We start from the raw sequence: 10,958 nt of genomic DNA, 5'->3' as shown, positions 1-10,958 counted from the left end.
CCCAACGGGTCCCCCCGGGTTCCCTCGCGGGCGGCCGGGAGGACCCGGACGAGGACGCGTCCGCGGCTAGTGCGGCGCGCCCCGCCAGCCGCTGACCGGCAGCGCGAACTTCGCGACGAGCCGGTCGGTGAAGTTGGCATGGTGCAGCCGGGCCAGTCGCACGGGCACGGCCCCGCGCCGTACTTCGATGCGCGCGCCCTGGGGAAGTTCGAGGGTCCGCCGCCCGTCGCACCACAGCACGCCGTGCGGGGTGTCCGGCTGGACCTCGACCGCCAGGACGGACGTCGGGGAGGTGACCAGGGGTTTGGCGAACAGCGCGTGTGCGCTGATCGGCACCATGAGCAGGGCCTCGACCTCGGGCCAGACGACGGGTCCGCCCGCCGAGAAGGCGTACGCGGTGGAGCCGGTCGGGGTGGCGCAGACGATGCCGTCGCAGCCGAAGCCGGAGACGGGCCGTCCGTCGACCTCCAGGACGACCTCCAGCATCCGCTCCGCGGAGACCTTCTGCACGGCGGCCTCGTTCAGTGCCCAGTCGCTGTGCAGGATGGTGCCGTTGCTGCGGACCAGGACGTCGATGGTCATGCGCTCCTCGACCTCGTAGGAGCGGGTCACGACCCGGTCCACGACCTTGTCGAGGTCGTCGCGTTCGGCCTCGGCGAGGAAGCCGACGCGCCCGAGGTTCACGCCCAGCATCGGTACGCCGGAGGCGCGGCCGAGTTCCGCGCCGCGCAGCAGCGTGCCGTCGCCGCCGAGGACGATCAGCAGTTCGCAGCCGGTGAGGGCGTCGGGTGTCGCCTCCGCGACGAGTTCCACGCCCTCCTCGGGCAGCGGCAGGTCCGCGGCCTCCGCGGCGAGGACCCGTACGGCCAGGCCGCAGCGCAGCAGCCCTTTGACGACGAGTTCGGCGCTGCGGATCGCGGCATGCCGGCCGGTGTGTGCCAGCAGGAAGACAGTGCGTCCCGCCTCTGTCGAGGAGGCTGCATCTGCCGTAGGAGTTGAGGTCAACGAGGTCCCTCCGCCACTGCGCGGTCGACTGCCTCCGGGTCGAGCGCGGGAGCGCCGGCCCGGAGCCAGAGAAAGTATTCGACGTTGCCGGAGGGCCCGGGCAGCGGACTCGCGGTGACGCCGAGCACGCCGAGGCCCAGTTCGCCTGCCTGGCGTGCCACGTTCTTCACCGCGTCCGCCCTCAGCGTGGCGCTGCGAACGACCCCGCCGCTGCCGAGCCTCTCCTTGCCGACCTCGAACTGTGGTTTGACCATCAGCACGAGATCGGCGCCGGGGGCGGTGCAGCGGACGAGGGCGGGCAGGACCAGGCCGAGCGGGATGAAGGACAGATCGCCGACCACCAGGTCCACGGCCTCCCCTCCGATCGCCTCCGGCGTCAGTTCACGTACGTTGGTACGGTCCTTGACGGTCACCCGTTCATCACTCTGCAGGGACCAGGCGAGCTGTCCGTAGCCGACGTCCACGGCGACGACGTGCCGGGCGCCGGCCCGCAGCAGGACGTCAGTGAACCCGCCGGTCGAGGCGCCCGCGTCGAGGGCGCGCCGCCCTTCCACCTCCAGGCCGAGCGGCACGAAGGCCGCGAGCGCGCCGGCGAGTTTGTGCCCGCCGCGTGAGACGTAGTCCGGGTCGCTGTCGTCCTTGGTGACGACGAGGGCGGCGCTGGTCTCCACCTGGGTGGCGGGCTTGCCTGCCACGGTCCCGCCCACGGTGACGCGTCCGGCCGCGATCAGCTGGCTCGCGTGCTCCCGGGAACGGGCGAGTTTCCGGCGCACCAGCTCGGCGTCCAGTCGGCGTCGGGCCACTCCTGCCACGGTCGGTTCAGCTCCTGCGGTCGTGCGGGTAGGCGGGCGAGGGGCCCGGGGGTCGTCCCGGGGCCCCGGGACGACCGGAGTATCCAGGGTGCCCGGGAGGTCCGGGAGGTCCCGGGACTCCGGGGCGGGCGTCGAGCGCGGTCAGTGCGTCGCGCAGCCCCCCGTGCACATCCTCGTACACCTCGATGTGGCCGTCGGCGGCCAGGTGGTCGGCGTCGGCCAGCCGCTCGAGGAGGGCGTCCACCTCGGCGTTGCCGGTGGGGGTGCGTTCCACCCCGAGGGGTGGGGGCGCGCCGGTCCCGGGCTCCGGCGCGCCGGTGCCGGGCACGGGCCGCGGCGGCCCGCCGGGCTCCCCGGGCGCAGGGCCCGGCGCGGAGGTTCCGGCCTGCGGGGGTCCGGCCTCCGGGCTCGTCTCGCTCATGCCCCTGACGCTACCTGGTGCAGCGGGCTCACTGGAGGGCGGAGCCCCGGGGTACCTTCGATGCGATGGCAACGATCGAGGAGTGCCGGGCCGCACTCGAACAGTTCTCTGACAGTCTCGCGCGCGCGGAGGGCGACGCGGCCGCTGCCGTCGCCATGGACCGCTCCCTGAGCTGCCGCATCACGGACTTGGACATGACCTTCGTCGGCCGTCTCCGCGACGGCCGGATCACGGTGGCCGACGTGGTGCACGGCCCGCCTCCCGAGCGGGCCCAGATCCGGCTGCGGCTGACCAGCGACGACCTGCTGGCGCTGGTCGGCGGGGAACTGCATTTCGGGCGGGCGTGGACGCACGGCCGGGTGCGGCTGGAGGCCTCGTTCCGTGATCTGCTGCGGCTCAGGAAGCTCCTGTGACCACGCCGTCCCCGGCCGCCTGCCCGGTGCCGCGGGGCTGACGCGCGGCGGGCACCACCAGCGGCGTACCGGTCTCCGGGTCGTCGATGACCTGGCAGCGCACCGAGAAGACCCGCTCGACGAGGCCGGCCGTGACCACCTCGGCCGGCGGGCCCTCGGCGACGATCTCGCCGCCGCGCATCGCGATGAGGTGAGTGGCGTACCGCGCGGCCTGGTTGAGGTCGTGGAGCACGGCGACGAGGGTACGGCCCTGCCTCGCGTGCAGTTCGGCGCACAGGTCGAGGACCTCGATCTGGTGCTGGATGTCGAGGAAGGTGGTCGGCTCGTCCAGGAGCAGCAGCGGTGTCTGCTGGGCGAGGGCCATGGCGATCCACACGCGCTGCCGCTGACCTCCGGACAGTTCGTCGACGTACCGCTCGGCGAGTTCCCGTACGCCGGTCGCGGCCATCGACTCGTCGACGATCCGCTCGTCCTCGGCGGACCACTGGCGCAGCAGCCCCTGGTGCGGGTAGCGGCCGCGGGCCACCAGGTCGGCGACGGTGATGCCGTCGGGCGCGATGGAGGACTGCGGCAGCAGGCCGAGGGTCCTGGCGACCTTCCTGGCGGGCCGGGAGCCGATGGCCTGCCCGTCGAGGAGCACCGTGCCCGCCCGCGGCTTGAGCATCCGGGACAGGGCACGCAGCAGTGTCGACTTGCCGCACGCGTTGGGCCCGACGATGACCGTGAAGGAGTGGTCGGGGACCGAGACGGTCAGGTCCCGGGTGATCACCCGCTGGTCGTAGGCGAGGGTGACGGACTCGGCGGACAGGCGGTTCGCTGCGGCCACTGCGGTGCTCCCGGGGTTCTTCACAGGCTGGTCGACGGCATCGTTCTCGGCGGGCCGGCTCATATCCGGCCCGCCCGGCGCTCGGTGACGAGCAGCCACACCAGGTAGCCGCCGCCGAGCATCCCGGTGACGACGCCCACGGGCAGCTGGTCGGAGCCGAACGCCTGCTGCCCCGCCCAGTCGGCGGTGACGAGCAGCGCTGCGCCCATGAGCGCGGAGGGCAGCAGGTTGGCGCCGGGTGCTCCGGTCAGCCGGCGGGCGAGCTGCGGAGCGGTGAGGGCGACGAAGGAGATGGGGCCCGCGGCCGCGGTGGCCGCGGCCATGAGCAGCACCGCGCAGATCAGCAGCACGAGCCGGGTGCGCTGAACGCCCACGCCGAGCGCGTACGCCGTGTCGTCGCCCATCTCCAGCATGCGCAGCGCCCTGCCGTGGCCGAGGACGACCGGCACGAGGACGCAGCAGGCGATGACCAGCGGCCACACCTGGTCCCAGTCGCGGCCGCCCAGCGACCCGGTCATCCAGAGCACGGCGCGTGCGGCGTCGACCAGATCGGCCTTGGTGAGCAGGTAGCCGTTGAACGCGGTGAGGATCGCGTTGACGCCGATGCCGACGAGGACGAGCCGGTAGCCGTGCACGCCACGCTTCCAGGCGAGCAGGTAGACGAGTACGCCGGTGGCGAGGCAGGCCACGACCGCGCCGAGGGCCACCGCGTTGCTGTCGCCCTTGAACAGGACGATCACTCCGAGCGCGCCGACGGTGCCGCCCTGTCCGAAGCCGATGACGTCGGGGCTGCCGAGCGGGTTGCGGGACACTGACTGGAAGACCGCCCCGGACACGGCGAGTGCCGCGCCGACGAGCAGCGCGACGAGGACGCGCGGCAGCCGCAGGTCGTTGACGATGAACTCCTGGCCGGGATCGCCGTCCCCCAGCAGGGTCCGTACGACGCCGGCGGCCGGGATGGGGTAGTCGCCGGTGCCGATGAGGACGACGGACGCGGACGCGGCGGTGGCGGCGAGGAGCAGCCCGACGAGGAGCGTCCGGCCGTGCAGCCGTACCGAGAACCCGCGGGTCCGCACCGTCTTTCCGGATATCGCGCTCACAGCTGGGCCATCCTCCGGCGGCGTACGAGGTAGATGAACACGGGCCCGCCGACGAGTGCGGTGACGATGCCGACCTGGAGTTCGGAGGGCCGGGCGACGACGCGGCCGACGATGTCGGAGCCGAGCAGCAGCACGGGCGAGAGGACCGCGGCGTACGGCAGGATCCACCGCAGGTCGGGGCCGGTGATGGCGCGGACGACGTGCGGCATCATCAGCCCGACGAAGACGATGGGCCCGCAGGCCGCGGTCGCCGCCCCGCACAGCAGGGTGACGGCGACCATGGACAGCACCCGGGTCCGGCTCACGTTGGTGCCGAGGGACCTGGCGGTGTCGTCGCCCATCGCCATGGCGTTCAGGGGCCGGGCCAGACCGAGCGCCAGCAGCGTCCCGGCGGCGAGGAAGGGCGCGACCTGCCGTACGACGTCGGCGTTGGCCGAGGCCAGCGAACCGACGTTCCAGAAGCGCATCTTGTCCAGGGCCGCGGTGTCCAGCAGTACGACGGCGTTGATGTACCCGGACAGGGCGGCGGTGATCGCCGTACCGGCGAGCGCGAGCCGTACGGGGGTGGCGCCCCGGCTGCCGCCCAGCAGGTAGACGAGGGCGGAGACGACGGCGGCGCCGAGGAAGGCGAACCACACGTAGCCGGTGAGCGAGGTGACGCCGAGGAAACTGCTCGCGGAGACCACGGCGGCCGCGGCGCCCGCGTTGACGCCGAGCAGTCCCGGGTCGGCGAGCGGGTTGCGGGTGAGGGCCTGCATGACGGCGCCGGCCAGCCCCAGGCTCACGCCGACGAGCAGTCCGAGGACGGTGCGGGGGATGCGCAGGTCCTGGATGACGACGTCGTTCCTGGTGCCGGTGTCGTGGAACAGCCCGTGCCAGACCTGGTCGAGCGGGATCTGCCTGGCCCCGACGGCGACGCTCGCCACCACGACCAGCAGCAGCAGGACGACCGACGCGAGCAGACCGGCGGCGCGCGCGGCGTTGCGCCTGCGCGGCGCGGGCGGCGGCTGGGCAGGGCGCGGCGGGCTCTGTTCCGGAGGACTGTCGACCAACACGGAGTTAGGTTAGCCTACCCTCGCACGAGCGGGTGGCGTCTCCTCACCGGGCCGCCGCGCCGGGCCGCTTGGGCCGGGGCCCTGCTGCGGAGGGCGAACCCGGTGGGGCCAGGGCCACGGCGAGCGGCAGAACTGGGGTCCGCCACCGGCGGCTGAGGGCGGAAATCGCCCCCGTCCACGGGGGAGGATGTCAAAGGCCCAGCCTGGCAAGGGCCTTGCCCGCGTCCAGCGCGCACGCCCCGTCACCCGCCTGCGTCCACGCGGCCGCACACAGGGCCCGCAGCCCGTCCAGCGGGTCCCCGCACTCCCCTTCGCCCACGCCGTCGTCGGCACCGGCAGCGTCACCGGGGATGTCACCGTCGCCCGCAGCGCTCAGCACCAGCACACCGTCCCGCGCCGAAGCGGTCCAGCCCCCGCAGGAGAAGGCCTCGCCCGCCCGGGTCACCACCGGCTGCGGACGCAGCAGCCCTCTCAGGTCACGGTCCACATAGATGGGACGGTACTGGGGCTCGGCCGCGAGCAGCAGCGCCGCGTCCGTGACCCCGGTGAGCACGAGCAGCGAGTCCACCTCACCGGCGTTCGCGCCCTCGATGTCCGTGTCCAGCCGGTCCCCGACCACCAGCGGCCGCTCGGCCCCCGTCCGCAGGATCGTCTCGCGGTGCATCGGCGGCAGCGGCTTGCCCGCCACCTGAGGCTCGGCACCGGTCGCGATCCGTACGACCTCCACGGCCGCCCCGTTGCCCGGGGCGATGCCCCGCGCGCTCGGGATGGTCAGATCCGTGTTGGACGCGTACCACGGCACCCCGCGCGCGATCGCGTAGCACGCCTCCGCGAACCGGCCCCACTCCAGTCCGGGTCCGCCGTAGCCCTGCGCCACCGCCGCCGGATCGTCGTCCGCCGACTCCACCGGCACCAGGCCGCGTTCCCGCAGCGCCACCCGCAGCCCCTCGCCGCCGATCACCAGCACGCGAGAGCCGGGCGGCACCTGGCTCGCGATGAGCCGGGCCACCGCCTGCGCCGAGGTGATCACGTCCGCCGCCCCGGCACCCGGGATCCCGAGCTCCGTCAGATGCTCCGCGACCGCCTGCGGCGTCCGCAGCGCGTTGTTGGTGACGTACGCGAGACGCATCCCGTCCTCGCGCGCCGTTCCCAGCGACTCCACGGCGTACGCGATGGCCTCACCGCCCGCGTACACCACCCCGTCCAGGTCCAGCAGTGCCGTGTCGTACGCCTCGCTCAGCGGCTTCCCGCTGCCGCCGGGCACGGTCCTGAACGCACTGACCGTCCCGCCGGTCCCGCCAGTCGCGCCGGTCCCGCCCGTCCTGTTCGGGTGGCTCATCCCGCTGTGCTCCTCGTCCGGAGGTTCCTGTCCCCCGATCATCCCTCATGGCCGCGGCGCACTTAACATGCCCTGATGAGCACTCCCGGCCTGCGTCTGGCACCCTTCCGCGGCCTGCGCTACGTACCCGAGCGGGTCGGCAGCCTCGCCGCCGTGACCTCACCCCCGTACGACGTCGTCGTCCGCCCCGACGGGCTGCGCCACCTCGAGACCGCGGACCCGCACAACATCGTCCGGCTCATCCTGCCCCACGCGGTTCCGGCCGCGGCGCGCAACCGCAAGGCGGCCGAGACGCTGGCCGAATGGCTCGCCGAGGGCGTCCTCGCCGCGGACCCCGAGCCCGCCCTCTACGTCTACGAGCAGCGCAGGGGCGACATCCTCCAGCGCGGCCTCATCGGCGCCCTCGCCCTCTCCCCGCCCGCCGACGGCGTCGTCCTGCCCCACGAGGACGTCATGCCGCACCTCATCGAGGACCGTGCCGCCCTGATGCGCGCGACCGGCGCCCACCTGGAGCCACTGCTGCTCACCTACCGCGGCGACGGCACCAATGGGGCCGCCGCCCTCATCGAGGCCGTCGTCGCCCGCACGCCACTGCTGTCGACCACCACCGAGGACGGCTACGCCCACCGGCTGTGGGCCGTCACCGACCCCGCGGAACTGGCGGCCGTCCAGCAGGACCTCGCCCACCGCCAGGCCCTCATCGCCGACGGCCACCACCGCTGGGCGACGTACCTCCGGCTGCGCGGGGAACACCAAGGCCCGGGTCCCTGGGACCTGGGCCTGGTCCTCCTCGTCGACACGGCCCGGTACCCGCTCCAGGTGCGCGCCATCCACCGACTGCTGCACCAACTGCCCGTCGCGCACGCCCTGTCGGCCCTCGACGGCGCCTTCCGCGTCCGCACCCTGGACGGCACCTCGCTGCCTCGTGCGCTGGACGCGCTGGCCGGGGCCGTGCAGGAGGGCAATGCCTTCCTGATCGCCGGAGACGGCAGATACCACCTCGTCGACCGGCCCTCCCCCGCACTCCTCGACCGTACGGTCCGCAAGGACCGCCCAGCCGACTGGCGCGCCCTCGACGCCACCGTCCTGCACGCCACGATGCTCGACCACCTCTGGCGCGTCCCGGACTCCCCCGAGCACATCGGCTACATCCACGACACGGAGGCCGCCGTGGAACACGCCGAGCGCCAGGGCGGCGCGGCAACGGCGGTCCTCATGCACCCGGTACGCGAGGAGGTCGTACGGGAACTGGCTCGCCAGGGGGTGACGATGCCGCGCAAGTCGACGTCGTTCGGACCCAAGCCGGCCACGGGCCTGGTGCTGCGCAGCCTCGAACTCGAGCAGGGCTGAGCCGGAAGCAGAGAAAGGAACAGGAAAAGGAGGAGGGCGGCACCCGGAACCCGGGTGCCGCCCTCTCTCGCTGCCCCTGTCAGGGCTCAGTCCTCGCGAACCTCCGTGTCCGCGTCCTTGGCGTCCGCGTCCTTGGCGTCCGCGTCCTTGGCGTCCGCGTCCTTGGCGTCGGCGGCGGCGTCTTCATCCGTCGTCTCCGCCTCGGCAGCGTTCTCCACCTCGTCGGCTGTGTCGGAGAGCCGGCTGTCCTCGTCACCGTCGCCACCATCGCCGCGGCTCTCGTCCTCGCGCTCGTCGAGCGCGTCGACGAACTCCACACCGTCCAGCTCCGCCAGGCGGTCCGAAGCGTCCGTGGTACCGCCCTGGTCGGCCTCCAGCGCCTTGGCGAACCACTCCCGCGCCTCGCCCTCGCGACCGGCCGCCAGCAGGGCATCGGCATAGGCGTAGCGAAGCCGCGCCGTCCATGGCTGAACCGAGTTGGAGGCGAGTTCCGGGCTCTGCAGGGTCACTATGGCGGCATCCAACTGCCCCAGGTCCCGGCGCGCTCCGGCCGTGACCAGCCGCATCTCCACCTGGCCGGCCTTGTCCAGCTTCTGCACCTCGGGCTCGCCGGCCATCGCCAGCGCCCTCTCCGGCCGACCGAGCCCCCGCTCGCAGTCCGCCATGACGGGCCACAGCTCGACGTTCCCGGTCATGCGGCGCGCGGCCCTGAACTCGGCAAGCGCCTCGGCGTAGCGCTGAGTCGCATACGCCGCGAAGCCGGCCGCCTCGCGCACAGCGGCCACCCGGGAGGCGAGCCGCAACGCGATCCTCGAGTAGGCATAGGCCTGCTCGGGGTCCTCATCGATCAACTCGGCGACCATGACGAGGTTTTTCGCGACGTCCTCGGCAAGCGTCTTGGGCAGGCTCAGCAGCTCCTGCCGCACGTCCTTGTCGATCTCGTCGCCGGTGATCTCCTCCGGAATCGGCAGCCGTTTGATCGGCTCCCTGTCCCGGTCCCTGCCGCGCTCGTCACGGCCACCCCGGTCGTCCCTCCCCCGGTAGCCACCGCCACCGCCACCGCCGGGCCGACCCCGGTCGTCCCTGCGCCCGTAGCCACCGGAGCGGCCACCTCGGTCGTCCCGACGCTCGAACCCACCACGGCTGGGACCGCGATCCCGGTCGCGGTCGCGGTCGTCACGACGGAAACCGCCACCGCGCTCGTCGTCCCGGCGCGGACCACGCGGACGGTCGTCCCGACGCTCGAACCCGCCCCTGCTCGGACCACGGTCACGGTCGTCCCGACGCTCGAACCCACCACGGCTCGGGCCACGGTCCCGGTCGTCACGACGGAAACCACCACCACGCTCGTCATCCCGACGCTCGAACCCACCACGGCTGGGACCACGGTCCCGGTCATCGCGACGGAAGCCACCGCCGCGCTCGTCGTCCCGACGCGGACCACGCGGACGGTCGTCCCGACGCTCGAACCCACCACGGCTCGGGCCACGGTCACGGTCCCGGTCACGGTCCCGGTCACGGTCCCGGTCGTCACGACGGAAGCCACCGCCGCGCTCGTCATCCCGACGCGGACCACGGTCGCGGTCGTCCCGACGCTCGAACCCGCCCCTGCTCGGACCACGGTCACGGTCCCGGTCGTCACGACGGAAACCGCCACCACGCTCGTCATCCCGACGCGGACCACGGTCGCGGTCGTCCCGACGCTCGAACCCGCCCCTGCTCGGGCCACGGTCACGGTCCCGGTCGTCACGACGGAAACCGCCACCACGCTCGTCATCCCGACGCGGACCACGCGGACGGTCGTCCCGACGCTCGAACCCACCACGGCTCGGGCCACGGTCACGGTCCCGGTCATCGCGACGGAAACCGCCACCACGCTCGTCATCCCGACGCGGACCACGCGGACGGTCGTCCCGACGGAAGCCACCGCCGCGCTCGTCGTCCCGACGCGGACCACGCGGACGGTCATCGCCACGCCCGTAGCCGCCGCCCCCGCCCGTGGGCCGGCCGCCACTGCGACCAGCGTCGTCCCGACGGCCGTACCCGCCGCCTTGTCCACTGCGGCCGCCATCACGACCGCGATCATCACGCCGGGGTGTACCTCCGCGGAAGTCCCGACGGTCACCGCCGTCGCGCCGACGCGGCTCGCGGTCGCGGTCCGACCTGTCGTCGGGAGAGTTGGTGGACATGGGGGTGGCTCCTGTCTTGGGGTACCGCAGTCATTCTTACGCAACCGGATGACCAGCGCGCCTTGGCATAAACGAAAAGACCCCTGGTCCAGCGTTGAACGCTGGACCAGGGGTCCTGAAAGATTGTTCGGCGGTGTCCTACTCTCCCACAGGGTCCCCCCTGCAGTACCATCGGCGCTGAAAGGCTTAGCTACCGGGTTCGGAATGTAACCGGGCGTTTCCCTAACGCTATGACCACCGAAACCCTATCGGTTTCGCGAACAAGCACACTCTTCAATTAAGAGAATTATTCACCGGGTGCGATTGTTCGTTATCCGGGAACAACACAGTGGACGCGAGCAACTGAGGACAAGCCCTCGGCCTATTAGTACCGGTCAACTCCACCAGTTACCTGGCTTCCATATCCGGCCTATCAACCCAGTCGTCTACTGGGAGCCTTACCCCATCA

Annotated in this window: 11 protein-coding genes and 2 rRNA genes; 2 read left to right on the top strand and 11 right to left on the bottom strand. The window is 72.6% G+C overall.

Going from position 1 to position 10,958, the window contains the following annotated elements; genetic code table 11:
- Positions 1-66: 66 nt before the first annotated feature.
- The 3 genes from GUY61_RS28000 to GUY61_RS27990 are packed head-to-tail and all read right to left on the bottom strand — an operon-like array spanning position 67 to position 2,238.
- Positions 67-1,005 carry an NAD kinase gene (locus tag GUY61_RS28000; RefSeq protein ID WP_166633041.1) on the bottom strand — a complete coding sequence of 313 codons (939 nt, stop codon included), beginning with the start codon at positions 1,003-1,005 and terminating at the stop codon, positions 67-69.
- Positions 1,002-1,817 carry a TlyA family RNA methyltransferase gene (locus GUY61_RS27995; protein WP_166633040.1) on the bottom strand — a complete coding sequence of 272 codons (816 nt, stop codon included), beginning with the start codon at positions 1,815-1,817 and terminating at the stop codon, positions 1,002-1,004. The genes GUY61_RS28000 and GUY61_RS27995 overlap by 4 nt, the downstream gene beginning before the upstream one ends.
- A 7-nt stretch (positions 1,818-1,824) precedes the next feature.
- Positions 1,825-2,238 carry a hypothetical protein gene (locus tag GUY61_RS27990; RefSeq protein WP_243766800.1) on the bottom strand — a complete coding sequence of 138 codons (414 nt, stop codon included), beginning with the start codon at positions 2,236-2,238 and terminating at the stop codon, positions 1,825-1,827.
- Positions 2,239-2,303: 65 nt separating this feature from the next.
- On the opposite strand from GUY61_RS27990, the gene GUY61_RS27985 reads away from it, so the two are divergent.
- A complete protein-coding gene (locus GUY61_RS27985) occupies positions 2,304-2,651 on the top strand; it encodes an SCP2 sterol-binding domain-containing protein (RefSeq protein ID WP_166633039.1) in 348 nt (115 codons plus the stop codon).
- On the opposite strand, the gene GUY61_RS27980 is transcribed toward GUY61_RS27985, so the two are convergent.
- The 4 genes from GUY61_RS27980 to GUY61_RS27965 all read right to left on the bottom strand — a co-directional run bounded on the left by GUY61_RS27980 (position 2,635) and on the right by GUY61_RS27965 (position 6,971).
- Positions 2,635-3,540, bottom strand: a complete 906-nt coding sequence (locus GUY61_RS27980; protein WP_166633038.1) for an ABC transporter ATP-binding protein — start codon at positions 3,538-3,540, stop codon at positions 2,635-2,637. The two genes, GUY61_RS27985 and GUY61_RS27980, sit on opposite strands and share 17 nt — an antisense overlap.
- A complete protein-coding gene (locus GUY61_RS27975; protein WP_166633037.1) occupies positions 3,537-4,577 on the bottom strand; it encodes an iron chelate uptake ABC transporter family permease subunit in 1,041 nt (346 codons plus the stop codon). Before GUY61_RS27975 ends, GUY61_RS27980 begins: the two co-directional genes overlap by 4 nt.
- Positions 4,574-5,632, bottom strand: coding sequence for an iron chelate uptake ABC transporter family permease subunit (locus GUY61_RS27970; protein ID WP_313896895.1), 1,059 nt, complete (start codon positions 5,630-5,632; stop codon positions 4,574-4,576). Before GUY61_RS27970 ends, GUY61_RS27975 begins: the two co-directional genes overlap by 4 nt.
- A gap of 190 nt (positions 5,633-5,822) precedes the next feature.
- A complete protein-coding gene (locus GUY61_RS27965) occupies positions 5,823-6,971 on the bottom strand; it encodes an HAD hydrolase-like protein (protein ID WP_166633036.1) in 1,149 nt (382 codons plus the stop codon).
- Between the two features lie 75 nt (positions 6,972-7,046).
- Here GUY61_RS27965 and GUY61_RS27960 point away from each other — a divergent pair, with 75 nt between their 5' ends.
- The gene (locus tag GUY61_RS27960) at positions 7,047-8,321 is read left to right on the top strand and encodes a DUF1015 family protein (RefSeq protein WP_166633035.1); all 1,275 of its coding nucleotides are present in this window, start codon (positions 7,047-7,049) and stop codon (positions 8,319-8,321) included.
- Positions 8,322-8,407: 86 nt separating this feature from the next.
- On the opposite strand, the gene GUY61_RS39300 is transcribed toward GUY61_RS27960, so the two are convergent.
- The 4 genes from GUY61_RS39300 to GUY61_RS27945 form a co-directional block, all read right to left on the bottom strand.
- A complete protein-coding gene (locus tag GUY61_RS39300) occupies positions 8,408-9,247 on the bottom strand; it encodes a hypothetical protein (protein ID WP_313896894.1) in 840 nt (279 codons plus the stop codon).
- A complete protein-coding gene (locus GUY61_RS41645) occupies positions 9,229-10,407 on the bottom strand; it encodes a hypothetical protein (RefSeq protein ID WP_208106542.1) in 1,179 nt (392 codons plus the stop codon). Before GUY61_RS41645 ends, GUY61_RS39300 begins: the two co-directional genes overlap by 19 nt.
- A gap of 228 nt (positions 10,408-10,635) precedes the next feature.
- Positions 10,636-10,752 (bottom strand): 5S ribosomal RNA (gene rrf, locus GUY61_RS27950).
- 102 nt (positions 10,753-10,854) lie between these two features.
- Positions 10,855-10,958 (bottom strand): 23S ribosomal RNA (locus GUY61_RS27945); the annotation flags it as partial.

Source organism: Streptomyces sp. GC420 (assembly GCF_009916105.1).
GTDB lineage: Bacteria > Actinomycetota > Actinomycetes > Streptomycetales > Streptomycetaceae > Streptomyces.
This window is presented reverse-complemented; position numbering and strand designations above follow the sequence as displayed.